The following is a 24,627-nucleotide window of genomic DNA, read 5'->3' on the forward strand; positions in this document are numbered from 1 at the left end:
AGGTTTACTGTCCCAGGTTAATGGCTCAGGCCATATTTTTTGACTTTGTCGAACAGCGTGGTCTTGGCCATGCCCAGTTCGAGACTGGCCTGGGTCAGGTTGCCACCGCTGCGTTGCAGGGCGTCCACCAGCAGGTTGCGTTCGAAGGCTTCCACCGCTTCGGCGAAGGCCAGGCCCTGGCTGGCGCCGCTGGCACCCGACTTCTTGAAGGCCGGCAGGCCGAGTGCATAGCGCTCGGCGACGTTGCGCAGTTCCCGCACGTTGCCCGGCCAGTCGTGGCTCATCAGGTTGGACAGCGTCTGGTTGTCCAGCTCCGGCACCGTGCGGTCGAAACGCAGGGACGACTGCTGCAGGAAATGCTCGAACAGTTGCAGAATGTCTTCGCGGCGCTCGCGCAGGGGCGGCAGTTCCAGGGTCACCACGTTGAGGCGGTAATACAAGTCGCTGCGAAACTGCCCGGCCCGGCCCAGTTCATCCAGGTCGGACTTGGTGGCGGCGATGACCCGGCAATCCACGGCCACACTCTGGTTCGAACCCAGCCGCTCGAGGGTGCGTTCCTGCAACACCCGCAGCAACTTGATCTGCAAGGGCAGGGGCATGCTTTCCACTTCATCGAGAAACAGCGTGCCGCCGTCGGCGTGCTCGATCTTGCCGATCCGTCGTTTGCCGGCGCCGGTAAAGGCGTTGGCTTCGTGGCCGAAAATCTCGCTTTCGAACAGGTTCTCCGGCAGGCCGCCGCAGTTGAGCGCGACGAATTGTTTGCTGTGACGTCGGCTGAAGTCGTGCAGGCAGCGCGCGACCAGTTCCTTGCCGGTGCCGGTTTCACCTTCGATCAGCACGTTGGCCGAGGTGTCGGCTACGTTGGCGATCAGTTCTCGCAGGTGCTGCATGGCCGGTGAACGGCCGATGATCCGGCCTTCCAGGGAGTCGCGTTCGGCCAGTTGCCGGCGCAGCGATGAAACCTCCCGGGCCAGGCTGCGTTGCTCCAGGGCGCGGCGGGCGACGTCCACCAGGCGTTCGGGGGAGAAGGGTTTCTCCATGAAGTCATAGGCGCCTTTTTGCATGGCGCCGACGGCCATGGAGATGTCGCCGTGGCCGGTGATCAGCACCACCGGCAGGCTGCGGTCCCGGGCCTTGAGGCGGGTCAGCAGCTCCAGGCCATCGATGCCCGGCAGGCGAATGTCGCTGATGACGATGCCGGCAAAGTCATCGCCGACCCGCTCCAGGGCCTCTTCGGCGCTGCCCACGCCGATGCAGGGAATGTCTTCCAGGGACAGGGCCTGCTGGCAACCCAGCAGGACATGGGGGTCGTCTTCGACGATCAGTACGCTCAGGTCGTTATTCATGGCTGCTCGGCAGGTAAAGGGCTTACCAACGGTAAACTGAGGGCAAACGTGGTTCCACCTTCGGCCGGGTGTTCGACCTCCAGATGCCCGCCCGCGGCGGCGGCCAGGCTCGCCGAAAGGGTCAGGCCCAGGCCCAGGCCCTGTTCGCCAGGTTTGGTGGTGAAGAAGGGTTCGAACAAATGTTTGCGCGCCTCGGGATCGATGCCATGGCCGTTGTCCCGCACCCGCAGGCGATATTTGCCATCCGAGGCAGTGCCTTCAAGCCACAGCCGCGGCTCGGGTTGGCTCTGCATGGCGTCCAGGGCGTTGCCGATCAGGTTCACCAGGATTTGTTCAAGACGCGTCTGGTCGATCTGTACCTGCACGTCATCGTAACCGGCATGCACCTGGATCTTCAGGCTTTCGAGGCGGCCGCCCAGCAGTTGCAGCGCGGCTTCGACCGCCTTGCCGAGGCTGGCCCGGCCCTGATCGTCCCCGCGCCGGGCGAAGGAGCGCAGGCTGGCGGTGATCCGGCCCATGCGGTCGATCAGGTCGTTGATGGTCTTGAGGTTGGCGCTGGCGATATCCAGTTGGCCCCGCTCAAGAAAGCGTACGGTATTGCCGGACAGGGTACGCAGCGCGGCCAGCGGCTGGTTGAGTTCATGGGCGATGCTGGTGGACATCTGGCCAATGGCGGCGAGTTTGCCAGCCTGCACCAGTTCGTCCTGGGCCCGGCGCAACGTCTCTTCGGCCTGCCGCCGTTCGCGGATCTGGCCCTTGAGCCGTTCATTGCTGGCCCGCAGGTCGGTGGTGCGTTCGGTAATCCGACGTTCGAGCTGGTTGTTGGCTTCCTGCAAGGCCTCCCGGGCAGCCAGGCGAGTGGCGATGACCTTGCGCCGCTCGTTCCAGGCGATCAGCAGGAAAGCCACCAGGGCGAAGGCTACGGCCACCAGGATGCCCTGGTTGATTGCCTGGCGACGCAGGTCTTCAAGTGGCGTCAGCAGGGTGAAATTCCAGGGTGTGTCGCTCAGGGGGCGGGTCTGTGACAGATAGCTGATGGGCCGCTCGTCGGACACCAGTTCGGCATTGGCCGGGAAGGTCAGTTTTTCCATGCCTTCGGCCAGCCGTTCCCGAGCCAGGGGAACCAGCTCGTTCAGTGGGAACCAGTAATATTGCAGGCTGCGGGCCAGGCGCTCTTTGGTTTCGTCGCTCAGCGGTCGCACGGACTTGAGCCGCCGCGCCGGATCGCTGGACAAAATGATGATGCCATTCTCGTCGCTGACGAAGGCTTCCAGGCGCGCGCGCTGCCAGCGCTCTTCCATGGCTTCCAGGCGCACTTTGACCACCGCCACGCCGATAATTTTGCCCTGTTGTTCCAGGCCATGGGCCAGGTAATAACCAGGCTCGCCGCTGGTGCTGCCGATGCCATAGAAGCGCCCGGGCTGACCGCGTACGGCGTTCTGGAAATAGGCGCGAAAGGACAGGTCTTCACCCAGGTAACTGTCGACGTCGCGCCAGTTGCTGGTCGCCATGACCCGGCCTGTGGTGTCCATCACATAAATGGCCCGACTGCGGCTGCGCCGGTTCAGGCCTTCGAGGTATTCGTTGACGGTCTTGCGATGCTCGGGCGTGGGGTCGTCGAGCAGTTGCGATACGCTGGATTCAAGCTCCAGCAGGCTGGGCAGGTAGGTGTATTTGCTGATCTCGCTCTCGACCGCACGGGCGTGCAGCTCCAACTGGCGCTCGCCGTTCTCGCCCAGACTGCGAATGCCGTAGTGCTCACTGATCCAGAAGCCGAGGTAACCCAGGCCGATCATCAGGGCAATGATCAGCGGCGGCAGGAACAGATGGCGAATCAGACGAGGCTTCACGGCGAGTGATGGCGGCGCGGCGCGATAGAGAGTGGGGTCGCATTTCATCACAGAAGCCTTGGGTCAACCACAACACAAATCGACAAACCAACACTGCTCCCTTGTGGGAGCGAGCTTGCTCGCGATGACTGCTGATCAGTCGACAATAAGGTGACTGGCAGTCCGCTATCGCGAGCAAGCTCGCTCCCACAGTGGGGAGCGGTGTTGTTTAGTGCTGCAGGATTTTCTCAAGGAAATGCTGCGCACGTTCGGAGCGGGCGCTGATGTCGCCGAAGAACTCTTCCTTCTCGCAGTCTTCGATGATCTGGCCCTGGTCCATGAAGATCACCCGGTTCGCCACTTTGCGGGCAAAGCCCATTTCGTGGGTCACGCACATCATGGTCATGCCTTCGTGGGCCAGTTGCACCATCACGTCGAGCACTTCGTTGACCATTTCCGGGTCAAGGGCCGAGGTCGGTTCGTCGAACAGCATCACGATCGGGTCCATCGCCAGGGCACGGGCAATCGCCACGCGCTGCTGTTGGCCGCCGGAGAGCTGGCCCGGGTGCTTGTGGGCATGGGCCGACAGACCGACCCGCTCAAGCAGTTGCAGGCCTTTCTGGGTGGCTTCTTCCTTGCTGCGGCCCAGTACCTTGATCTGGGCGATGGTCAGGTTTTCGGTGATGGTCAGGTGCGGGAACAGCTCGAAGTGCTGGAACACCATGCCAACGCGCGAGCGCAGTTTCGGCAGGTTGGTCTTCGGGTCGGCGATGGACGTACCGTCGACCACGATGTCGCCTTTCTGGAACGGCTCCAGGGCGTTCACGCATTTGATCAGCGTGGACTTGCCCGAACCCGACGGGCCGCACACCACCACAACTTCACCCTTGCTGACCTCGGTGCTGCAATTGGTCAGTACCTGGAAGTCCCCATACCACTTGTTGATGTTCTTGATAGAGATCATACGGCGAACCTTTTTTGCAGACGCTTGACCAGCAGCGAGGCGGCAAAGCTGATTGTGAAGTACACGAGACCTGCGATGATCAGGAACTCATGGGAGCGGCCGATGATGTCGCCATTGGCCCGCGAAGCATTGAGGAAATCCACCAGACCGACGGTGTAGACCAGCGAGGTGTCCTGAAACAGGATGATGCTTTGTTGCAACAACAGCGGGGTCATCTTGCGAAACGCCTGGGGCAGGATGATCAGGCGCATGGTCTGGCCATAATTCATGCCCAGCGCCTGGGCGGCGCCCATCTGACCCTTGGGGATCGACTGCACGCCGGCCCGCACGATTTCGCAGAAGTAGGCCGCCTCGAACATCATGAACGCCACGACGCAGGAGCCAAACGCACCGATAGGGGTGTCTTCGCCGGTGATCCAGCGCAGAACGAACGGCACCGCCAGATAGAACCAGGTGATGACCAGCAGCAGCGGGATCGAGCGGAAATAGTTGACGTAGGCCCCGGCAATGCTGGAGATCAGCTTGTTGTGGGACAGGCGCATCAGCGCCAGGATAGTCCCCAGGATGATCCCGCCAACGACGCCTAGGGCCATCAGCTTGAGCGTCATCACCATGCCGTTCCACAAACCGGGAATGGCCGGGATGATGCCAGTGAAGTCGAGTTCCATTATTTACCCCCCACGGAAATCAGGCCGGGCACCGCGACTTTCTTCTCGACCATGCGCATGAGCAGCATCAGGCTCATGTTCAGGGTGAAGTAGATCAGTGTCGCCAGGGTGAAGGCTTCGAACAGGTTGGCGGAGAACTCGGCGGTCTGTTTGGTCTGTGCAAGCAATTCCATCAGGCCGATCAGCGAGGCCACGGAGGAGTTCTTGAAGACGTTCAAGAATTCCGAGGTAAGCGGCGGAATGATGATCCGGTAGGCCTGGGGCAGCAGGACGTTCCAGTAGATTTGCGGCAGCTTGAAGCCCATGGCCCGTGCGGCGGATTCCTGGCCGCGCGGCAGCGCCTGAATACCAGTACGAACTTGTTCGCAGACCCGCGCGGCGGTAAACAGGCCCAGGCACACGACGACGCTCAGATAGGCCGAGGTCGTGGGGTTCAGGTCCTGCTTGTACCACTCCTGCAGGTCCGCAGGCAGCAAGTCGGGCACCAGGAAGTACCAGATGAACAGCTGAACCAGCAGCGGTACGTTACGAAAGAGCTCCACGTAGCCGGTGGCGATACCCGACACCAGCCGGTTCGGCACGGTGCGCATCACGCCCAGGACCGAACCCAGCAGTAGGGCGATGATCCAGGCCGCGACGGCGATGGCGATGGTCCAGCCCAGGCCGGCCACGTACCAGTCGAGATAAATCTCGCTGCCGATGCCGGTGGACTTGAAGAACACGCCCCAGTCCCAGTTGTAATTCATTAGGGTCTCCCCTCAGATCGATCGATATGCAAATACCCGCCTGGGGAAGCTCCATTCCCACCTGACCCTTGAAGGGCAGGCACACACGATCGGCTCGACAGCCACCGGTTCGAGTGTTTCCAGATATGCCAGCAGGGAGTGACCATCCCCTGAAAGCGCAAAAGCACTTCCAGGGGACAAGGTTAGTCAGGAATCAGGATTTCTTTTCGTCGGCCGCTTTGTCGGTCGGTTCGGCGATCAGTTTCTTGAGCTCTTCGCTCATCGGGAAGTTCAGGTTCAGGCCTTTTGGCGGAATTGGCTGCATGAACCATTTTTCGTAGATCTTGTTGATTTCACCAGAAGCGTAGGTGGCCTTGATGGCGTCATCGACGGCTTTTTTGAACGGCTCGTCGCCCTTGCGCATCATGCAACCGTAGATTTCGAAGGACTGCGGGGTACCGGTCACGGCCCAGTCGCCTGGTTTCTTGGCCTTGGCCATTTCACCGGCCAGCAAGGCGTCGTCCATCATGAAGGCAACGGCACGACCGCCTTCGAGCATGTTGAACGATTCGCCGTGGTCCTTGGCCGAGATCACGTTCATGCCCATCTGCTTGTCGGCGTTCATGGACTTGAGGATGCGCTCGGACGTGGTGCCGGCGGTGGTCACGACGTTTTTGCCCTTGAGGTCGTCGAAGTCCTTGTACTTGGAGTCCTTCTTGGACAGCAGCTTGGTGCCGATCTCGAAGATGCCAACGGAGAAATCAACCTGCTGTTGACGCTCGACGTTGTTGGTGGTGGAGCCGCATTCCAGGTCGACGGTGCCGTTTTGCACCAGTGGGATACGGGTTTGCGAGGTCACCAGGTTGTACTTGACCTGCAGGTTCGGCACGTCCAGTTCTTTTTTCAGGGCTTCGACGACTTTCAGCTGAATGTCGTGGGAATAGCCGACCGGTTTGCCGGAGGCGTCCGCGATATAGGAAAACGGAATGGAAGCGTCGCGATGCCCGAGCGTGATGACGCCGGACTCTTTGATCTTTTTCAGCGTACCGGTCAGTTCGGCAGCGAAAACCGGGGTGCTGATCAGAGCGGCAGCAATGGCTGCGCCCAGGAGATGGGGAACGATGCGCATCGATATTTCCTCGACATTGTTTTTCTTATTCAGCCGGTTCGTCGGCCCTGAGTGCTTCGAAGTACCTGGCAGCTCCTGTTGTGTTGGCATGCAGGCATTCGTCTCGAAGGAGTGTAGAGCATGAGTCGTGCCAGACCAGTTGACTCAAATTAACTGTTTGTTTTTAAACGTAATTAATCTTTTTTCTGATGTTTTCCACAGGCTGTTTATCCGGTTGGCCGAATTGACTGGTGAGTCTTGTTCGGAAAACCGAATGCATTCCGGCCTCTCCATGTCTTGTGAGAGCGAGCCTGCTCGCGATAGCGGTCTGCCTGGCGAGACTTATGTTGAAGTTGATGGCCTCATCGCGAGCAGGCTCGCTCCCACAGAGGGCGGCGGTGTATGCCAGATAGCAAAAAGCCCCTGAATCGCCAGATTCAGGGGCTTTCGTATAAGCGGTTAACCGATCAGGCCGCTTCGATCTTGCGACGGTTGTGCTCCACCTTGTCCAGGTATTGCTGCAGCTTCTGCTGTTCGGCCGCGGTGGTGAACAAGCCAAGTTTGCTGCGGCGCCACAGGATATCGTGGGCATCGATGGCCCATTCATCGCTGCACAGGTAGTCGACTTCCCGGGTGTAGAGGCCCGCTCCGATGTATTCGCCCATGTCACCGAGGTTGTGCACGCCTTCAAGCATGCGCCAGGTGCGGCTGCCATAGGTGGTGGCCCAGCGACGGGCAAGCTCGGTCGGCACCCAGTCGAATTTGTCACGAATCGCCGAGCACAGCGCTTGCGGGGTGGTCATGTTTTCGCCGCCGGGGAGGGTAGCTACGGCAGTCCAGCTGGGGCGCATCTGGGTAAAATACGGGGCCAACTGCGCCATGGCCGATTCGGCCAGTTTGCGGTAGGTGGTCAGCTTGCCGCCGAACACCGACAGCAGCGGGGCTTCGTCCGCACTGCCCGACAGCGCCAGGGTGTAGTCCCGGGTGACGGCCGATGGGTTGTCGGATTCATCGTTGCACAACGGCCGAACACCGGAATAGCTGTGCAGGATATCGTCGCGGCTGATCTGCTTCTTGAAGTGCGCGTTGACCACTTTGAGCAAATAATCGGTTTCGCCCTCGGTGATCGCCACTTTGGCCGGGTCGCCGGTGTATTCGCGGTCGGTCGTGCCGATCAAGGTGAACTGGTTCAGATACGGAATGGTGAAGACGATGCGCTGGTCTTCGTTCTGAAGAATGTGCGCGTGCTCGCCTTCGTAGAGTTTCGGCACGATCAGGTGGCTGCCCTGGATCAGACGAATGCCGTAAGGCGACTCCAGCTTCAGGTCGTCGCGAATGAACTTGGCAACCCAAGGACCGGCCGCGTTGACCAGCGCCTTGGCGCGGATCGAAAACAGGCTGCCGTCGGCGCGTTCCAGATGCAAATGCCACAAACCTTTACTGCGACGGGCGTTCACGCAACGTGTGCGAGTGTGGACATGGGCGCCTTTTTCCCGGGCGGCCATGGCGTTGAGCACCACCAGGCGCGCATCGTCGACCCAGCAGTCGGAGTATTCAAAGCCTTTGGTAATCTCGCTTTTCAGCGCGCTGTCGGCGCCGAATTTCAGGCTTTTGGAACCGGCAAGTTGTTCGCGCTTGCCCAGGTGATCGTAGAGGAACAGGCCGGCGCGAATCATCCAGGCGGGGCGCAAGTGCGGACGATGGGGCAAGACGAAGCGCATCTGCTTGACGATGTGCGGAGCCTTGGTCAACAGCACTTCGCGCTCGGCCAGCGCTTCGCGCACCAGACGGAATTCGTAATGTTCGAGGTAGCGCAGGCCGCCATGGATCAGCTTGCTGCTGGCCGAGGAGGTGTGGCTGGCCAGGTCGTCCTTTTCGCAAAGGAACACCGAGAGGCCGCGACCCGCTGCGTCTGCGGCAATCCCCACGCCGTTGATCCCGCCGCCAATGACGGCGACGTCGTAAACCTCAGCGAGAGGGGGCGTAGGCGAGGTAGAAGTGGGCATCGGCTGGCCTCGGGCTTTTTTTCGAAATATTTGAATTCGAACATTAATGTTCATTTGCGAAAATACTAGCCCATAAACTCGGCAACAGCCAGCAGACTTCGATTGAAAATACTGATCAAAGGAAGCTGAAAGGAAAATTTTCGAACATGAAGCGGGTCGCTGATATGGTCGGAGATGCTTTTGTGGCGAGGGGATTTATCCCCGCTGGGCTCACAGCAGCCCTAAAGCCAGGCGACTCGGTATATGAGGCAAATTGAGTTGACTGTATTGGGGCCGCTGCGCAGCCCAAGCGGGGATAAATCCCCTCGCCACAGGGTTTCGGGGGGGGCTCAGACCACTTCCAACCGAATCTTGTGCTGGCTCAGCAATTGCGCCAGGGCCGGCACGGGTTGCTGATCGGTCACCAGGCAGTCGATCAGGCTGATCGGTCCCAGCCTGACCATGGCGTTGCGCCCGAATTTGCTGGAGTCCGCCGCCAGCAGCACCTGCCGGGCGTTGGCGATGATCGCCTGGGAGACCCGCACTTCCTGGTAGTCAAAATCCAGCAGGCTGCCGTCTTCATCGATCCCGCTGATGCCCACCAGGGCGAAGTCGACCTTGAACTGGTTGATGAAGTCGACGCTGGCCTGGCCTACCACGCCTCCGTCGCGTCTGACATTTCCACCTGCGATCAGGACTTCGAAGTCGTCCTTGGCGCTGAGGATCGAAGCTACGTGCAGATTGTTGGTGATGACCTTCAGGTGGTTGTGATTGAGCAGCGCCCGGGCGATGGATTCGGTGGTGGTGCCGATGTTGATGAACAGCGAGGCATGGTCAGGGATCTGGGCGGCAATGGCTTCGGCGATGCGTTGCTTCTCGTCGCGCATCTGATCGGCGCGCATGGCGTAGGCGGTGTTCTCAACGCTCGAATCATAGGCCGCGCCGCCGTGGTAGCGACGCAGCAGGTTCAATTCCGCCAATTGATTGATGTCGCGGCGGATGGTCTGCGGGGTGACAACGAATAGCTGCGCCATTTCCTCGATGCTGACGTAGCCGCGTTCGCGGACCAGTTCGAGGATTTGCTGCTGACGGGGAGGCAGATTCATGGGGCTTCCTTTGGGCTGCCATACAAAATTTGCCCATGATGCCGCAGGAATCCCCTCCCGACCAGTTTCACGACCCTCGTCGTACCCAGCTTCGGCTTATTCAGCGTCTTCGTGAGGTTCCCAGTCGCGGGTGCGGCTGACCGCTTTCTGCCAGCCGGCGTAGAGTTTTTCCTTGGCCTGCTCGTCCAGTTGCGGTTCGAATTCGCGCTCGATCACGGCCTTGCCGCGCAGTTCTTCCAGGCTGCCCCAGAAACCACACGCCAGGCCGGCCAGATACGCGGCGCCCAAAGCCGTGGTTTCCCGCATTTTAGGGCGTTCGACCCGGGTGCCGAGAATGTCCGCCTGGAACTGCATCAGGAAGTTGTTCGCTACCGCGCCGCCGTCCACGCGCAGGGCCTTGAGGCGTTCGCCCGAATCCTGTTGCATGGCGTCGAGTACGTCGCGGGTCTGGTAGGCAATCGACTCCAGCGCTGCACGAATGATGTGGTCGACCCGCACGCCGCGGGTCAGGCCGAACAGCGCGCCACGGGCATAGGGGTCCCAGTAGGGGGCGCCCAGGCCGGTGAAGGCCGGTACCAGGTACACGCCGTTGCTGTCCTTGACCTTGTTGGCGAAGTATTCGGTGTCGAGGGCGTCATTGATGATTTTCAACTCATCGCGCAGCCACTGCACGGTGGAGCCGCCGTTGAATACCGCGCCTTCCAGGGCATAGGCCACTTCGCCGCGAGGACCGCAGGCGATGGTGGTGAGCATGCCATGATTGGATTTGACGGCTTTGTCGCCGGTGTTCATCAACAGGAAGCAGCCGGTGCCATAGGTGTTTTTCGCCTGACCTGGCTCCACGCACATCTGGCCGAACAGGGCGGCCTGCTGGTCGCCGGCGATGCCACCGATGGCGATGCCGCTCTTGGTGCGGCCATAGACTTCCGAGGACGACTTCACTTGCGGCAACATTTCGCGAGGGATGTCGAGAATCTCGAGCATCTTCGCGTCCCACTCCAGCGAGTGAATATTGAAGAGCATGGTGCGCGAGGCGTTGGTGTAATCGGTGACGTGGACTTTGCCGCCGGTAAATTTCCAGATCAGCCAGCTGTCCACGGTGCCAAACAGCAGTTCGCCGTTACGTGCGCGTTCGCGGCTGCCCTCGACGTTGTCCAGGATCCACTTGAGCTTGGTGCCGGAGAAATACGGGTCGGTGACCAGGCCGGTGGTTTCGCTGATGTACGGTTCGTGGCCGTCACGCTTGAGTTGCTGGCAGATCTCGGTGCTACGTCGGCACTGCCAGACAATGGCGTTATAGATCGGCCGGCCGGTGGTCTTGTCCCAGACCACGGTGGTTTCGCGCTGGTTGGTGATGCCGATCGCGGCGACCTGGTCATGATGCAGGCCAGCCTGGGCCAAGGCTTCGACCATCACCGCGCTCTGGGTGGCGAAGATTTCCATCGGGTCGTGTTCGACCCAGCCGGCCTGGGGGTAATGCTGGGCGAATTCGCGCTGGGCGGTGCAGACCACATTGGCGTCGCGGTCGAAAATGATCGCCCGCGAGCTGGTCGTACCCTGGTCGAGGGCAATGATGTAGTTCTTGTTCTGAATGTCGGTCATGTCGATTGCCTTGGGACGTGAATAAGGGGTGAGGCCTGGCGCACGCTTGAGCGGGCAGAGTGTGCGCCGATTGTTTCAGGATGTTCTGGGTTTGCCGTCAATGGCCGGTTTTGCATCCTTTGTAACAGCCACGGCGCTGGGCAGATGGCGGGCAATCAACCCGCGATAGGCCGCAGCGCCCAGGCATGCACCCACGATCGGTGCAAAAATCGGAACCAGGAAGTACGGGATGTCGCGTCCACCCGTGAGGGAAATTTCACCCCACCCGGTGAAGAAAGTCATTAGTTTAGGGCCGAAGTCTCGCGCCGGATTCATCGCGAAGCCCGTCAGCGGTCCCATCGAGCTGCCAATTACCGCGATCAGCAGGCCGATCAGCAGTGGCGCCAGCGGGCCGCGGGGCAGGCCATTGTTGTCATCGGTCAGGGACATGATCACGCCCATCAGAATGGCGGTGATGATCACCTCCACCAGAAACGCCTGGCCAGTGGACAGCGCCGGGTGTGGATAAGTGGAGAACACCGAGGCCAGTTCAAGGCTGGCTTCTGAGCCACGAATCATTTGCCGGGACTGTTCGAAATCGAAGAATAGATTGCTGTACAGCGTGTAGACCAGCAGCGCGCCACAAAAGGCGCCGGCCACCTGGCAAATAATGTAGAAGGGCAACTTACGCTTTTCAAAGTCGGTGAAAATACACAGCGCGATGCTGACGGCGGGGTTCAGGTGTGCGCCGGAAACGCCGGCACTGAGGTAGATCGCCATGCTGACACCGACACCCCAGATGATACTGATTTCCCACAGACCGAAACTCGCACCCGCGACCTTGAGCGCTGCAACGCAGCCAGTGCCGAAGAAAATCAGCAGGGCAGTCCCCAGGAATTCGGCCAGGCATTGGCTGGAAAGGGGTGGCTGTTGTAAAGCAATTGTCATTCAAACCTCGGTTTTTGTTGTTGTCTGGCGCGTCCGGTAAAGCCCGATCGCGCGTTCAGCGCCGAGGTAGGATCCTCATCCTGAACTCGGGGTGTTGGTTGAGACCTGAATTTCTGTTTTCAGTTTCGAAAAAATATAGACAAGAAACGCTGGTGTCAAAGGTCGAAAGTGAACCATTGGTCACATTTAAACTATTCGTGGTGTGAATGACTGTTTCGCTCACGCTAAGTCACTGGGGTTGGCAGCCCAGTTCCAGCGCCTTTTGGCCGACGATGACTTAGAATCCGGCCACGCTTATTCGAATTTCCTCAGGAGCGATCATGACCCCGGCATTGGATCTGCTTAAAAAGGTGCGCGCCGAGCATCGCATTCACAGTTATGAACACGATCCCAAGGCAGCCTCCTATGGTTTGGAAGCGGCAGAAAAGCTTGGACTGGATCCGGCGCAGGTCTTCAAGACGTTGTTGGCAGCCAGCGAAAAACACGAGTTGTTGGTGGCGGTGGTGCCCGTGGTCGGCAGCCTGGATTTGAAAGCCCTGGCCCATGCCGCCGGCGTAAAGAAAGTCGAGATGGCCGACCCCGCGGCCGCCCAGCGTTCGACCGGTTATCTGCTCGGTGGTATCAGTCCATTGGGGCAGAAAAAACGTCTTCGCACTTTTATCGACAGTTCTGCCCAGCCGTTCGCCAGCATCTTTGTCAGTGCCGGAAGGCGCGGGCTGGAGGTAGAGCTGGCGCCTGCGGTACTGGCCGAGCATACCGGGGCGGCGTTTGCGGATATCGGGCGTGCTTGAAACCGGCGCAGGGCGTGAGCAAGTACCGTTGTCATAATGGTGTCGGGCTTAGGCTTGGGTGGCTGCCGGGGCCTTCGTCCTGGGCTGTAGGGTGAAAATTCGTCGGATCTGTCACTGGAAAAGCAGTAGCTGGGCACTCATGCTCATGCATCAATAACAAGGAGAAGTGCCATGCAGCTTGCGTTTCATCAAGTCGATGCGTTCAGTGATCGGCCGTTTGGCGGCAATCCGGCGATGGTCTATCGGCTCGACGCCTGGCTGGCCGATGACTTGATGCAAAGGATCGCCGCCGAACATAACCTGGCTGAAACGGCCTTTCTGGTGCGTGAAGGCCAGCATTGGCATATCCGCTGGTTCACGCCCACCACCGAGGTACCGTTGTGCGGGCATGCCACCTTGGCCAGCGCCCATGTGCTGTTCGAGGTCTATCACGAAACCGTCGAGCGACTGGACTTCATCTGTCGATCCGGGGCGTTGAGCGTCACTCGCGAAGGTGATCGGCTATGGCTGGATTTTCCAGCCATCGTCCCCAGCGAGTTGGGTGCATCCCTGGTGGTCCAGGCTGCCCTGGGCGTGGAAGCGGTGGACGTGTTGAGCTCCAACGAACTGTTCGTCGTGCTGGAGTCGGAGCAGGCGGTGCTCGATTGCAAGCCGGACATGGCGGCCCTGGCGAAGCTGCCGTGGCCGGGCGCAATCGTGACTGCGCCGGGAAGCCGGCATGATTTTGTCTCGCGTTATTTCGCCCCGGCGATTGGCATCAATGAAGATCCGGTCACGGGCTCGACCCATTGCAGCCTGATTCCTTACTGGTCTCGGCGCTTGGGCAAGCTGGGGCTGACGGCTTATCAGTGCTCGGCCAGGGGCGGCGAACTGTTCTGCCGACTTGAGGGAGAGCGGGTGAAGATTGGCGGGAATGCGACGTTGGTGGCCAGTGGGACGTTGATGTTGGGGGGAGCCGGTAACCTCATCTCAAATCTCTGAGGTCAAAATGTGGGAGCGAGCCTGCTCGCGATAGCGTTGGTTCAGCTTGCATCGATGCTGAATATGCCTACGCCATCGCGAGCAGGCTCGCTCCCACAATTGCTTCTAGCTGGCAGTACTGTAGCGCCGCACACCGCTTTCCACGGGGGGTATATGGGCCGCCGTGCTCCCTGACGCCTGGAACAACACCAAGTGTTCAGCCGCTACGCGGATGCCGACGTTGTCCCCCACCAGATGGTCGGCATGGCTCGGGAAAATGGATTCCAGCTGCGCTCCGGTCGGCAATTGCAGGCGATACAGGGTTGAAGCCCCCAGGAACGTCTTGCCGACAATCCTGCCTGTGAGCGGACTGTCCGGTGCGTAGACGATATCGTCCGGGCGCAGCAGCACATCCACCGCACCACCGATGGGCCAGGTGTAGGCCCGATTGCCGCGCAGGATACCCAGCTCGGTTTGCACCGATTCCGGGCTGTCGAGCTGGCCGCGAATGAAGTAACCCTGGCCAATGAAGCTGGCGACAAATGGCGTCAGCGGTTCATGGTACAGATTGTAGGGCGTATCCCACTGTTCCAGCCGACCCTCCTTGAATACCCCGACATGGTCGCTCACCGCGAAGGCTTCTTCCTGATCGTGGGTTACCAGAATCGCGCTGGTGCCGCGGACCTTGAGAATGTCCCGCACTTCATGGCTGAGCTTGCGTCTGAGCTCACCATCGAGATTGGAGAACGGTTCGTCGAGCAGCAGCAATTGCGGTTCCGGCGCCAGGGCGCGAGCCAGGGCCACACGTTGTTGCTGACCCCCGGACAGTTCATGGGGAAAGCGCTTGCCCAGGCTCTTCAGGTTGACCAGCTCCAGCAGTTCCTCGACCACGCGGTCCTTGTCCGGATGCTTGCGAATGCCAAACGCAATGTTCTCCGCCACGCTCAGGTGAGGGAACAGCGCATAGTCCTGAAATACCATGCCGATGCGGCGTTTTTCCGGGGCGAGGGTGAAGCCGGCGCGGGAGATGGTTTCCCCCGCCAGCTGGATCTCACCTTCCTGTACCGGTTCGAAACCGGCGATGGCTCGCAGCGTCGTGGTCTTGCCACACCCGGACGAGCCGAGCAGGCAACCGATATCCCCGGCATTGAGGTGCAGGTTGAGGTTCTGGACGACGCGCTGGTTTTGATAACCGCAAGTCAGGTTCTGCAGGTTCAGTAGCAGGGTATGGCTCATGCGTGGTGGTACGCCGGCTCGACCAGAAACTCGAGCAAGGCCTTTTGTGCGTGAAGGCGATTTTCTGCCTGATCCCATGCCACGGAGCGTGGATCGTCCAGCAGGTCGACGCTGATCTCCTCGCCGCGATGGGCCGGCAGGCAGTGCATGAACAGCACGTCAGCGTCCGCCAGGTCGAGCAGGGCGCGGTTGACCTGAAGTGGCGCGAACAGTTTCAGACGCTTGGCGGTTTCTTCTTCCTGGCCCATGGAGGTCCAGACATCAGTGCTCACCAGGTGCGCGCCGGCCACGGCCTGTTTCGGATCACGGACGATGGTCACCCGGCTCCCGGCCTTGGCCACCAGTTCGGCACTGGGGTCATAGCCTTCCGGGCAGGCGATGCGCAGTTGGAAGTCGAACTGGATCGCGGCTTCTATATAGCTGTTGCACATGTTGTTGCCATCGCCGACCCAGGCCACGGTCTTGCCCTGGATCGAGCCGCGGCGTTCGAGGAACGTCTGCATGTCGGCCAGCAACTGGCAGGGGTGCAAGTCATCGGACAGACCATTGATCACCGGTACGCGCGAGTGCGCCGCAAACTCAGTCAGCGTGCTGTGGGCGAAGGTACGGATCATCACCGCATCAAGCATGCTCGACATGACGATGGCGCAGTCGCCGATCGGTTCGCCACGGCCCAGCTGGGTGTCGCGGGGCGACAGGAAGATTGCCTGGCCGCCGAGCTGGATCATGCCGGCTTCGAAAGAAATACGGGTGCGGGTCGATGACTTCTCGAAGATCATCCCCAGCACACGGTTTTTCAGGGGCTCGAACAGTACGCCGCGATTACGCAGGTCCTTGAGCTCCACGCCTCGACGGATCACGCCGAGCAACTCGTCGGGCGTGAAATCCATCAGGGAGAGAAAGTGCCTTGCGCTCATGATTGACTACCTTTTGTCACTGATCGCAGATGCTCAAAGCCTTGTTTCATGAAAAAACGGGCGAGACCTGCGGCAAAAGCCGCACGGGGCGACGAAATAGGGGAAGGCGCGATCTTATAAGGAAATGTCGCGTCTTACCAATAGGGCTACAGTTTTAGGGGATTTCAGCGAGGTCATAGCAGGTTGGCGAAGACATGTATGAAGCCGGTTTCCTGACAGCAGCCACCCATTTGTACACCGGCCTTGCGCAGCTTGGCAATCAAACCGGGGCGTTATTGAATGATTTGGCCGGCCTGTTCCTGGGCGTGAATATTTCCTAATGCCAGGGCCTGGGTTATAAATGAACCTCAGACGCAGGAGCCCCGAAATGGATTCGAAAGAGCAACAACTGATGGAACTACTGGGGCTGACAGCGCGCTCCCTGACTCACCTGACCGCCTCGGTGACGTCCATGTCATTCGAGTTGCTGCGCAGCGATGACGAGGTGACCAAGGCTGCAGGTCGACGCATGATCGATCGCATGGCCACCATCAGCAGCGGGCTCGACGAGCATTGGCGATTGATCGGAGAGTTGACGGGCGTGCCCATTGCTCACGAGCAAGTGGAAACCATCGAGGAAATCCAGTTGCTGGCGCCGCCTTCCGAGCAGCCTTGAGCTCACTGCATCGGCGGGCCTGATGCACGGCAATTCACAGGACGAACGTCGCTGGCGCAGGGGTGGATCACGCGCCATAGTTTTGTTCCCGCGGCCGAAAGCGCCCGTTACGAATAAAATAGAGGCTGGCCATGACCAAGACTCTCCACCACCGTGCGTGCCATCTGTGCGAAGCCATCTGTGGCTTGACCCTTGAAACCACCGAGACCGAAGGCCAGGGCCTGGCGATCACCTCGATCAAGGGCGATCCACTGGACAGCTTCAGTCGCGGCCACATCTGCCCCAAGGCGGTAGCCCTGCAGGATATTCAGAACGATCCGGATCGCCTGCGCCAGCCCATGCGGCGTGTCGGTAGCGAGTGGCAGCCTATTGCGTGGGACGATGCCTTCGCGCTGGTGGCCGAACGTCTGGCGGGTATCCAGGAGCGCCACGGTCAGAACGCGGTAGCGGTCTACCAGGGCAATCCCAGCGTGCATAACTATGGGCTGATGACCCACAGCAACTATTTTTTGGGCCTGCTGAAGACGCGCAGCCGGTTTTCGGCGACTTCGGTGGACCAACTGCCTCACCACCTGACCAGCCACCTGATGTACGGTCACGGCCTGTTGTTGCCAATACCGGACATCGATCACACCGACTTCATGTTGATCCTGGGCGGCAACCCGCTGGCCTCCAATGGCAGCATCATGACCGTGCCGGACGTGGAAAAACGCCTCAAGGCGATCCAGGCCCGTGGCGGTAAAGTGGTGGTGGTCGATCCGCGTCGCAGCGAAACGGCGGCTATTGCCGACCAGCATGTGTTCGTGCGCCCGGGTGGCGATGCCGCTTTGCTGTCTGGTGTGCTCAATACCCTGTTCAGCGAGGGCTTGACCCGTGACAGCCACCTGCCGGTGGATGGCCTGGAAGACGTGCGCCAGGCCGTCGCGACCTTCACGGCTGAAGCGATGAGCCCGCTCTGTGCTGTGCCGGCTACGCAGATCCGGCAGTTGGCCCGGGACTTCGCTGCCGCGCCTTCAGCGGTCTGTTATGGACGGATGGGCGTCTCGACCCAGGCGTTCGGCACGCTGTGTCACTGGCTGATTCAGCTGATCAACCTGGTGACCGGCAATCTTGACCGGGTCGGTGGGGCCCTGTGTACCGAGCCTGCGGTGGACCTGGTTGCGACCACCTCGGGAGGGCATTTCAATCGCTGGCAAAGCCGGGTGTCCGGGCGTCCCGAGTACGCGGGCGAGTTGCCGGTTTCGGCTCTGGCCGAGGAAATGCTCACCGAGGGCGAAGGCCAGATTCGTGCGCTGGTCACCGTGGCGGGCAACCCGGTGCTGTCCACTCCCAACGGACGGCAACTGGAGCAGGCGCTGGACGGGTTGGAGTTCATGGTCAGCGTCGATCTGTACATCAACGAAACCACGCGCTACGCCGACCTGATCCTGCCATCCACCTCGGCCCTGGAAAACGACCATTACGACACCACGTTCAACCTGTTCGCGGTGCGCAACGTGACCCGTTTCAACCGGGCGATCCTGCCCAAGCCCGAAGGGGCGCTGCACGACTGGGAAATTTTCGTCGGACTGGCCAAGGCTTTCGCTGCCAGAACCGGCAAGGAACTCAAGCCGACCATGCCGCCGGCGCAAATGATCGATTTCGGCCTTCGTGCCGGCGCCTATGGCGATGCCTCGCCGCATAAGCTGTCCCTGGCGACCTTGTTCGACCATCCCCATGGCATCGACCTGGGCGCCCTCAAGCCCAACCTGGCGCCACGCTTGAAAACCGAAAACCAGCGAGTGCAGGCTGCACCGGCGGTCATTCTTGCCGACCTCACGCGCTTTGCCGGGTTACAGGCACCACAGGCGGATGAGTTGCTGATGATTGGCCGACGTCATGTGCGCAGCAATAACTCCTGGATGCACAATTTCCACCGCCTGGTGAAGGGCAAGCCGCGTCATCAATTGCTGATGCACCCGGAGGATCTGAGCAGTCGCGGGTTGAGCGACGGGCAGCGGGTGAAAGTCAGTTCGCGGGTGGGTATGCTTGAAGTCGAGGTGCAGGGTAGCCTGGACATGATGAAAGGCGTGGTCAGCCTGCCCCACGGTTGGGGCCATGCCCGGCCGGGCGTGCAGATGACCATTGCCAGCGCCCAGCCCGGTTCGAGCGCCAATGACCTGACCGATGACTGTCAGCTGGATGAGTTGTCTGGCAATGCAGCGCTCAATGGGGTTCCGGTGAAGGTGGTGGCTGCGTGAATTTGTCTCTCGGGGAGACCGAGCAGCGTGCTCGGCTTTCCGTTACAATGCGCCACCGTGTCGACAACTGAAGTCGCAAAGTTTAAGCCGAGGTGCTCCGTGGATATCATCGAAACGATTAAAGACCAGATTGCCAACAACACCATCCTGCTTTACATGAAAGGCTCGCCGAATGCGCCACAGTGCGGCTTCTCGGCCAAGGCTGCTCAGGCTGTGATGGCGTGTGGCGAGAAGTTTGCCTACGTGGACATCCTGCAGAACCCGGAAATCCGCGCCAACCTGCCCAAGTACGCCAACTGGCCAACTTTCCCGCAACTGTGGGTGGCCGGTGAGCTGATCGGCGGTAGCGATATCATGACCGAGATGGCGGCCGACGGCTCTTTGCAGGCCACGATCAAGGCTGCTGCCGAAAAAGCGGCTGCGAACAAGACAGAAGCCTGATTCACGGACAAACAATGTGTGAGCGAGCCTGCTCGCGATGAGGGCGTGTCAGTCAACGTGTTGGTGACTGATAGACCGCTATCGCGAGCAGGCTCGCTCCCACAAAGGTTTTGCGCTGTGGCCTGGAAATCCAGGCAGTAAAAAGCCCCGCCTCTGGAAAGAGGGCGGGGCTTTTTATTGGCTTGCTTTTGGGGAAGTTACTCTTCGCCCATCTGCGATTGCAGGTAGTTCTCAAGACCCACTTTGTCGATCAGGCCCAGTTGGGTTTCCAGCCAGTCGATGTGTTCTTCCTCGGACTCGAGGATGTCTTCAAGCAGTTCGCGGCTGCCGAAGTCGCCAACGCTCTCGCAATGGGCGATGGCGACTTTCAGGTCGGCGTGGCCGGCACGCTCGATCGTCAGATCGCACTTGAGCATTTCCTGAGTGTGTTCGCCGATGTGCAGCTTGCCCAGGTCCTGGACGTTCGGTAGACCTTCGAGGAACAGGATGCGCTTGATCAGCTTGTCCGCGTGTTTCATCTCGTCGATGGACTCGTGGTACTCGTGCTTGCCCAGCTTGTTCAGGCCCCAATCCTCATACATGCGCGCATGCAGGAAGTATTGGTTGATCGCGACCAGCTCATTGGCGAGGATCTTGTTGAGATGCTGGATGACTGTAACGTCGCCTTTCATGGTGAGGGCCTGCCCTGTAATAGCTGTGTATAGGGCTGAGTTTGAGCCGCGCACTGACGAGTGTCAAACCTAAGTTATTGAATAATAAATGAAAATTAATCGGAATAAGAATGTTTGTGTTCCGCGTCTAGAGGCTAAGCGCTTGATTTAAAGGCATAAAAAAACCGGACATTGAGCCCGGTTCTTCAAGAAGCTGGATTTAAGCGGCAGTAAATTCTACCGGATAGGGAATCGAGGCCTGGGCCGTTTGCATTTTGGCAAGGGTTTCGCGAACCACTTCCTTGGCCAGGCACGCACATTTGCCGCATTGGCTGGCTACGCCGGTGGCTTGGCGGACTTCGCGGTAGCTGCAGCAGCCTTCATAGATCGCTTCGCGGATTTGTCCGTCGGTGACGCCAGTGCAGAGGCAAACATACATAAGTAAGAACCGTCGCTGGTTGTGACTCAATTGAGACGGATCTTAATGTTAACGAGAATGATTGTCAAAGTTGTTTCTGAAACCCTTGGGCCAGAGCTGACGAACGGTTTTTTATCCAGGGCCAATGAGGGGGCATGCCAAGGGAAAGGATTTTTGGACTCGCCGAAAAACCGTTGAAGACAGTCCAAATTCGCGGTGTATGATGATCGGCCCTTGCAAGCGGGTTCGTGTCACAGGGCTGTCGCCTGAGGGTGGCAGGCTGGCCCGGACCTTGTTTTCACGTTATTCACCAGGAGATATCCAATGAGCGTACTCGTAGGCAAACAAGCCCCTGACTTCACCGTTCCAGCCGTTCTGGGCAACGGCGAAATCGTCGACAGCTTCACCCTGTCCTCGGCCATCAAAGGCAAATACGGCCTGGTGTTCTTCTACCCGCTGGACTTCACCTTCGTCTGCCCATCCGAGCTGATCGCGCTGGATCACCGCATGGACGACTTCAAGGCCCGCAACGTTGAAGTGGTTGCTGTTTCGATCGACTCGCACTTCACCCACAACGCCTGGCGCAACACCCCAATCAACAATGGCGGCATCGGCCAGGTGAAATACACCATGGCTGCCGACATGAAGCACGAAATCGCCAAGGCCTATGACGTTGAGTCCGAAGGCGGCGTGGCTTTCCGTGGCGCGTTCCTGATCGACGACAAGGGCGTTGTCCGTTCGCAGATCATCAACGACCTGCCACTGGGCCGTAACATGGAAGAGCTGATCCGTCTGGTCGACGCGCTGCAATTCCACGAAGAGCACGGCGAAGTTTGCCCAGCCAACTGGAAGAAAGGCGACAAGGGCATGACCGCATCCCCTGAAGGCGTTGCCGCCTACCTGGGCGAGCACAGCGACAAGCTGTAAGCGCAACAGGCACAAAAAAACCGGCCCTCGATGGGCCGGTTTTTTTATGGGGAAGGATTTATCCCAATTGTTTAAAAACACCAGAAACAGCTGTGGGAGCAAAGCTTGCTCGCGATACAGGCGCCTCGGTATCTCTGGGATACCGTGTCGTTTTCATCGCGGGCAAGCCTTGCTCCCACCGTCCTGATGCTTACTCAGCACATCAGTCGTCGAAATCCTGCCAGCCACCCATTTCTTTCCAGCGATTGACGATGCCGCAGAACAGCTCGGCCGTCTTCTCGGTGTCGTAGCGGGCCGAGTGGGCTTCACGGCCATCAAAGTCGATGTCGGCTGCCTGGCAGGCCTTGGCCAACACGGTCTGGCCGTACGCCAGGCCGGCAAGCGTCGCGGTGTCGAAGCTGGAAAACGGATGGAACGGGTTGCGCTTCATATCCAGGCGCGCCACCGCCGCATTGAGAAAGCCCAGGTCGAAGCTGCTGTTGTGGCCGACCAGGATCGCCCGTTTGCAACCGTTGGCCTTCAAAGCCTTGCGCACGCCTCGGAAAATGTCAGTCAGGGCCGTCTCTTCACTCACCGCCATGCGCAATGGGTGATCAAGCTTGATCCCGGTGAACTCCAGGGCTGCCGCCTCGATGTTGGCGCCTTCGAACGGTTCGACGCGGAAGAAATAGGTGTGATCAGGGAACACAAAACCTTTTTCGTCCATGCCAATGGTGGTCGCAGCGATTTCCAGCAGCGCATCGGTGGCGGAGTTGAAACCGCCGGTTTCTACGTCGACCACGACCGGCAGGTAGCCCCGGAAGCGGGCTGCCATGGGGTGACGGGCAGCGCCCGAACCACCGTTGCCGTCCAGCTCGTCGTCGAAATGATCTTCACTCACACACTTTCCTCCAGCAGGCGCCAGCGCAGTTTTTCACCGGCGCGCAGCGGGATAACAGTCAGCTCGCCAAAAGGCAGGCTGGCGGGGGCGGTCCACTCGTCGCGAACCAGGGTAATACGATTGGTGTTCACCGGCAGGCCATAGAAGCGCGGGCCGTGGAGGCTGGCGAAACCTTCGAGTTTGTCCAGCGCATTGCGCTGCTCGAACGCCTCGGCATACATCTCGATGGCGGCATAGGCGGTGTAGCAGCCAGCGCAACCGCAGGCCGCTTCCTTGGCGTGCCGGGCATGGGGCGCCGAGTCCGTGCCGAGGAAGAACTTGGCGCTGCCGCTGGTGGCAGCGTCGAGCAAGGCTTCTTGATGGGTGTTGCGCTTGAGGATCGGCAGGCAATAGAAGTGCGGACGGATCCCGCCCACCAGCATATGGTTGCGGTTGTACAGCAGGTGATGCGCGGTAATGGTCGCGCCAACGTTCGCCGGGGCTTCGTTGACGAACTGCACGGCATCACCGGTGGTGATGTGTTCGAACACCACCTTGAGCGTCGGGAAGCGTTCCACGACGCGACGCATGTGCTCATCGATGAAGATTTTTTCGCGGTCGAACACGTCGACGTCGCCACGAGTGACTTCACCGTGGATCAGCAACGGCATCCCGACTTCGGCCATGGCCTCCAGCGCCGGGAAAATCTTGTCGATGCTGGTGACGCCGGAGTCCGAGTTGGTGGTGGCGCCGGCGGGGTACAGCTTGGCGGCATGGACGAAGCCGCTGGCCTTGGCCTCGCGTATTTCTTCGGGCTGCGTACGGTCGGTGAGGTAAAGCACCATCAGCGGTTCGAAACGGCTGCCGGCCGGGCGTGCGGCCAGGATTCGCTGGCGATAGCCGTCGGCCTCGATGGCGTTGCGCACTGGCGGAACCAGGTTCGGCATGATGATTGCGCGCCCGAAGGTGCGCGCGACATCGGCGACGGTATGGGTCAACACAGCACCATCGCGAAGATGAATATGCCAGTCGTCGGGACGCAGCAGGGTCAGGCGGTCGGACATTGGGGGGCTTCCAGGCGGGTCAAACTCTGGGGAATGCTACCGGAAAAGACCGATTCAGGCACCCGCTATCAAGTTCTGGCGCAAGTTACCGATAGCTCCTACAGGTGTGCCACGAATCCGTAAGGCGCCCCGGACAGGCGTCATACTCTCAACGTGTGTCGATCTTTGTATAAAAGCCATTGGAGCCGCCCGTGCGCCAGCGTTATTTAGCCTTGCTCAGTGTGTTTGCCAGCCTTCCCGCCATGGCGCTCACTTTCCAGACCCGTCTGGAGAGCATTGAGTGGACGGTCGAAGGCGACAAGTTCGAGTGCCGGCTGAGTCAGCCGGTCACCGATTTCGGCAGCGGCGAATTCGTGCGCCGGGCCGGCGAGCAGGCGATCTTCCGGCTCAAGTCCCATAACCCGATGCTCGGTGGTGGTTCGGCCATCCTGCTGGCGGCCGCCGCGCCTTGGCAGCCGGGACGGGGCGACATCAACCTGGGCTCGGTCAGGCTCGGCAGCGGCGATGTGCTGTTCAACAGCTCTCAGGTCCAGGCGGGCCGCTTGATCAGCGGGCTGATGGAAGGGCGCAGCCCGGTGGTACGGCGTAACACTGGGGACGGGCGGGTTTCGGAAGTCCGGCTGCTGCCCGTGCGCTTCAACAAGGCCTTCAGTGATTACCAGGGCTGCGTGGCAAAACTGTTGCCGAAGAATTTCGAGCAGGTGAAGCAATCCCAGATCGGCTTTCCCGGCGAAGGCGTTGAGCTCGATGCCCGGGCCAAGGCTCAGTTGCAGGTGATGATCGACTTCATCAAGGCCGACCCGACCGTCAACCATGTCGAACTCGACGGTCACTCCGACAATAGCGGCAATCGATTGACCAATCGTGAGCTGTCTCGTCGCCGTGCCCTGGCGGTCCAGGACTTCTTCAAGGCCAACGGCTTTCAAGAGTCGCAGATCACCGTGCGGTTCCACGGCGAACGTTACCCCCTGGTGCCCAACACCAGTGCCGCCAATCGCGCCAAGAACCGTCGTGTGGCCGTGCGCCTGGAGCGTGTGGCGGTGCCTGAAGCGCCGGCACCGCAGGCTACACCCGCCGCGCCCCCTGCCAAGGCTCCGACGCCGACCGCGACACCGGCCCAGCCCACTGCAGCCACCGCCGCGCGGACATCCTGACCCGTGAGGATCGTCGCGCGCTCGACATAATCTGTCGCTTCGTCGTCATAAGCTG

24 protein-coding genes are annotated in these 24,627 nt (G+C 60.1%); 8 read left to right on the forward strand and 16 right to left on the reverse strand.

The features are described 5' to 3' along the window. Positions 1–17: 17 nt before the first annotated feature. The 10 genes from BW979_RS09645 to BW979_RS09690 form a co-directional block, all read right to left on the reverse strand. Positions 18–1,346, reverse strand: a complete 1,329-nt coding sequence (locus BW979_RS09645) for a sigma-54-dependent transcriptional regulator (protein ID WP_047227038.1) — start codon at positions 1,344–1,346, stop codon at positions 18–20. After that, complete coding sequence (locus tag BW979_RS09650; protein ID WP_047227037.1) at positions 1,343–3,244, reverse strand: sensor histidine kinase; 1,902 nt, start codon at positions 3,242–3,244, stop codon at positions 1,343–1,345. The genes BW979_RS09645 and BW979_RS09650 overlap by 4 nt, the downstream gene beginning before the upstream one ends. Before the next feature lie 160 nt (positions 3,245–3,404). Further along, entirely contained in the window at positions 3,405–4,139 is a 735-nt protein-coding gene (locus BW979_RS09655) for an amino acid ABC transporter ATP-binding protein (RefSeq protein WP_047227036.1), read from the reverse strand. Further along, positions 4,136–4,807 (reverse strand): amino acid ABC transporter permease, encoded by a 672-nt coding sequence (locus BW979_RS09660; RefSeq protein WP_047227035.1) that lies wholly within the window; start codon positions 4,805–4,807, stop codon positions 4,136–4,138. Before BW979_RS09660 ends, BW979_RS09655 begins: the two co-directional genes overlap by 4 nt. After that, positions 4,807–5,553 (reverse strand): amino acid ABC transporter permease, encoded by a 747-nt coding sequence (locus BW979_RS09665; RefSeq protein WP_047227034.1) that lies wholly within the window; start codon positions 5,551–5,553, stop codon positions 4,807–4,809. Before BW979_RS09665 ends, BW979_RS09660 begins: the two co-directional genes overlap by 1 nt. A gap of 193 nt (positions 5,554–5,746) precedes the next feature. Then, a complete protein-coding gene (locus BW979_RS09670; RefSeq protein WP_047227033.1) occupies positions 5,747–6,661 on the reverse strand; it encodes a glutamate/aspartate ABC transporter substrate-binding protein in 915 nt (304 codons plus the stop codon). A 446-nt stretch (positions 6,662–7,107) separates the two neighbouring features. Next, on the reverse strand, positions 7,108–8,646 hold the full coding sequence (glpD, locus tag BW979_RS09675; protein ID WP_076383707.1) for a glycerol-3-phosphate dehydrogenase: 1,539 nt from the start codon (positions 8,644–8,646) through the stop codon (positions 7,108–7,110). 329 nt (positions 8,647–8,975) lie between these two features. Then, a complete protein-coding gene (locus BW979_RS09680) occupies positions 8,976–9,731 on the reverse strand; it encodes a DeoR/GlpR family transcriptional regulator (RefSeq protein WP_047227030.1) in 756 nt (251 codons plus the stop codon). Positions 9,732–9,827: 96 nt separating this feature from the next. Further along, positions 9,828–11,333: a glycerol kinase GlpK gene (glpK, locus tag BW979_RS09685; RefSeq protein ID WP_047227029.1), complete on the reverse strand. Its 1,506-nt coding sequence runs from the start codon at positions 11,331–11,333 to the stop codon at positions 9,828–9,830. A gap of 75 nt (positions 11,334–11,408) precedes the next feature. Beyond that, entirely contained in the window at positions 11,409–12,260 is an 852-nt protein-coding gene (locus BW979_RS09690; protein WP_047227028.1) for an MIP/aquaporin family protein, read from the reverse strand. 320 nt (positions 12,261–12,580) lie between these two features. Here BW979_RS09690 and ybaK point away from each other — a divergent pair, with 320 nt between their 5' ends. Next, entirely contained in the window at positions 12,581–13,051 is a 471-nt protein-coding gene (gene ybaK / locus BW979_RS09695) for a Cys-tRNA(Pro) deacylase (protein ID WP_076383708.1), read from the forward strand. Between the two features lie 171 nt (positions 13,052–13,222). Continuing rightward, a complete protein-coding gene (locus BW979_RS09700) occupies positions 13,223–14,032 on the forward strand; it encodes a PhzF family phenazine biosynthesis protein (RefSeq protein WP_047227026.1) in 810 nt (269 codons plus the stop codon). Between the two features lie 105 nt (positions 14,033–14,137). On the opposite strand, the gene BW979_RS09705 is transcribed toward BW979_RS09700, so the two are convergent. Continuing rightward, positions 14,138–15,247: an ABC transporter ATP-binding protein gene (locus BW979_RS09705; RefSeq protein ID WP_047227025.1), complete on the reverse strand. Its 1,110-nt coding sequence runs from the start codon at positions 15,245–15,247 to the stop codon at positions 14,138–14,140. Further along, entirely contained in the window at positions 15,244–16,164 is a 921-nt protein-coding gene (argF, locus tag BW979_RS09710; RefSeq protein ID WP_076383709.1) for an ornithine carbamoyltransferase, read from the reverse strand. Before argF ends, BW979_RS09705 begins: the two co-directional genes overlap by 4 nt. A 194-nt stretch (positions 16,165–16,358) precedes the next feature. Between argF and BW979_RS27955 the strand changes: the two genes are divergently transcribed. From BW979_RS27955 to grxD, 4 genes are all read left to right on the forward strand, one after another. After that, positions 16,359–16,484 (forward strand): hypothetical protein, encoded by a 126-nt coding sequence (locus tag BW979_RS27955; RefSeq protein ID WP_257220644.1) that lies wholly within the window; start codon positions 16,359–16,361, stop codon positions 16,482–16,484. 47 nt (positions 16,485–16,531) lie between these two features. Continuing rightward, the gene (locus BW979_RS09715) at positions 16,532–16,819 is read left to right on the forward strand and encodes a hypothetical protein (RefSeq protein WP_047227023.1); all 288 of its coding nucleotides are present in this window, start codon (positions 16,532–16,534) and stop codon (positions 16,817–16,819) included. 131 nt (positions 16,820–16,950) lie between these two features. Further along, positions 16,951–19,059 carry a molybdopterin oxidoreductase family protein gene (locus tag BW979_RS09720; RefSeq protein WP_076383710.1) on the forward strand — a complete coding sequence of 703 codons (2,109 nt, stop codon included), beginning with the start codon at positions 16,951–16,953 and terminating at the stop codon, positions 19,057–19,059. Positions 19,060–19,158: 99 nt separating this feature from the next. Then, positions 19,159–19,500 (forward strand): Grx4 family monothiol glutaredoxin, encoded by a 342-nt coding sequence (gene grxD / locus BW979_RS09725; RefSeq protein WP_047227021.1) that lies wholly within the window; start codon positions 19,159–19,161, stop codon positions 19,498–19,500. A gap of 197 nt (positions 19,501–19,697) precedes the next feature. Here grxD and bfr read toward each other — a convergent pair whose 3' ends face one another. Continuing rightward, positions 19,698–20,171 carry a bacterioferritin gene (bfr, locus tag BW979_RS09730; RefSeq protein ID WP_047227020.1) on the reverse strand — a complete coding sequence of 158 codons (474 nt, stop codon included), beginning with the start codon at positions 20,169–20,171 and terminating at the stop codon, positions 19,698–19,700. 199 nt (positions 20,172–20,370) lie between these two features. Continuing rightward, positions 20,371–20,589: a bacterioferritin-associated ferredoxin gene (locus tag BW979_RS09735; protein ID WP_047227019.1), complete on the reverse strand. Its 219-nt coding sequence runs from the start codon at positions 20,587–20,589 to the stop codon at positions 20,371–20,373. Positions 20,590–20,892: 303 nt separating this feature from the next. Here BW979_RS09735 and BW979_RS09740 point away from each other — a divergent pair, with 303 nt between their 5' ends. Then, positions 20,893–21,495, forward strand: coding sequence for a peroxiredoxin (locus BW979_RS09740; RefSeq protein ID WP_003204949.1), 603 nt, complete (start codon positions 20,893–20,895; stop codon positions 21,493–21,495). A gap of 202 nt (positions 21,496–21,697) precedes the next feature. On the opposite strand, the gene rnt is transcribed toward BW979_RS09740, so the two are convergent. Together rnt and pyrC are read right to left on the reverse strand one after the other, a co-directional pair. Further along, complete coding sequence (gene rnt, locus BW979_RS09745; RefSeq protein ID WP_047227017.1) at positions 21,698–22,375, reverse strand: ribonuclease T; 678 nt, start codon at positions 22,373–22,375, stop codon at positions 21,698–21,700. Next, a complete protein-coding gene (gene pyrC, locus BW979_RS09750; protein WP_076383711.1) occupies positions 22,372–23,418 on the reverse strand; it encodes a dihydroorotase in 1,047 nt (348 codons plus the stop codon). The genes rnt and pyrC overlap by 4 nt, the downstream gene beginning before the upstream one ends. Before the next feature lie 191 nt (positions 23,419–23,609). On the opposite strand from pyrC, the gene BW979_RS09755 reads away from it, so the two are divergent. Further along, positions 23,610–24,572 (forward strand): flagellar protein MotY, encoded by a 963-nt coding sequence (locus BW979_RS09755; RefSeq protein WP_047227015.1) that lies wholly within the window; start codon positions 23,610–23,612, stop codon positions 24,570–24,572. Positions 24,573–24,627: the final 55 nt, after the last annotated feature.

The sequence above is a fragment of the Pseudomonas sp. A214 genome, assembly GCF_900156295.1.
GTDB lineage: Bacteria > Pseudomonadota > Gammaproteobacteria > Pseudomonadales > Pseudomonadaceae > Aquipseudomonas > Aquipseudomonas rhizophila.

Coding starts and splice junctions, on each gene's coding strand:
- BW979_RS09645 (WP_047227038.1), bottom strand. CDS start 1,346: ATGAATAACGACCTGAGCGTACTGATCGTCGAAGACGACCCCCATGTC.
- BW979_RS09650 (WP_047227037.1), bottom strand. CDS start 3,244: ATGAAATGCGACCCCACTCTCTATCGCGCCGCGCCGCCATCACTCGCC.
- BW979_RS09655 (WP_047227036.1), bottom strand. CDS start 4,139: ATGATCTCTATCAAGAACATCAACAAGTGGTATGGGGACTTCCAGGTA.
- BW979_RS09660 (WP_047227035.1), bottom strand. CDS start 4,807: ATGGAACTCGACTTCACTGGCATCATCCCGGCCATTCCCGGTTTGTGG.
- BW979_RS09665 (WP_047227034.1), bottom strand. CDS start 5,553: ATGAATTACAACTGGGACTGGGGCGTGTTCTTCAAGTCCACCGGCATC.
- BW979_RS09670 (WP_047227033.1), bottom strand. CDS start 6,661: ATGCGCATCGTTCCCCATCTCCTGGGCGCAGCCATTGCTGCCGCTCTG.
- glpD (WP_076383707.1), bottom strand. CDS start 8,646: ATGCCCACTTCTACCTCGCCTACGCCCCCTCTCGCTGAGGTTTACGAC.
- BW979_RS09680 (WP_047227030.1), bottom strand. CDS start 9,731: ATGAATCTGCCTCCCCGTCAGCAGCAAATCCTCGAACTGGTCCGCGAA.
- glpK (WP_047227029.1), bottom strand. CDS start 11,333: ATGACCGACATTCAGAACAAGAACTACATCATTGCCCTCGACCAGGGT.
- BW979_RS09690 (WP_047227028.1), bottom strand. CDS start 12,260: ATGACAATTGCTTTACAACAGCCACCCCTTTCCAGCCAATGCCTGGCC.
- ybaK (WP_076383708.1), top strand. CDS start 12,581: ATGACCCCGGCATTGGATCTGCTTAAAAAGGTGCGCGCCGAGCATCGC.
- BW979_RS09700 (WP_047227026.1), top strand. CDS start 13,223: ATGCAGCTTGCGTTTCATCAAGTCGATGCGTTCAGTGATCGGCCGTTT.
- BW979_RS09705 (WP_047227025.1), bottom strand. CDS start 15,247: ATGAGCCATACCCTGCTACTGAACCTGCAGAACCTGACTTGCGGTTAT.
- argF (WP_076383709.1), bottom strand. CDS start 16,164: ATGAGCGCAAGGCACTTTCTCTCCCTGATGGATTTCACGCCCGACGAG.
- BW979_RS27955 (WP_257220644.1), top strand. CDS start 16,359: ATGTATGAAGCCGGTTTCCTGACAGCAGCCACCCATTTGTACACCGGC.
- BW979_RS09715 (WP_047227023.1), top strand. CDS start 16,532: ATGGATTCGAAAGAGCAACAACTGATGGAACTACTGGGGCTGACAGCG.
- BW979_RS09720 (WP_076383710.1), top strand. CDS start 16,951: ATGACCAAGACTCTCCACCACCGTGCGTGCCATCTGTGCGAAGCCATC.
- bfr (WP_047227020.1), bottom strand. CDS start 20,171: ATGAAAGGCGACGTTACAGTCATCCAGCATCTCAACAAGATCCTCGCC.
- BW979_RS09735 (WP_047227019.1), bottom strand. CDS start 20,589: ATGTATGTTTGCCTCTGCACTGGCGTCACCGACGGACAAATCCGCGAA.
- BW979_RS09740 (WP_003204949.1), top strand. CDS start 20,893: ATGAGCGTACTCGTAGGCAAACAAGCCCCTGACTTCACCGTTCCAGCC.
- pyrC (WP_076383711.1), bottom strand. CDS start 23,418: ATGTCCGACCGCCTGACCCTGCTGCGTCCCGACGACTGGCATATTCAT.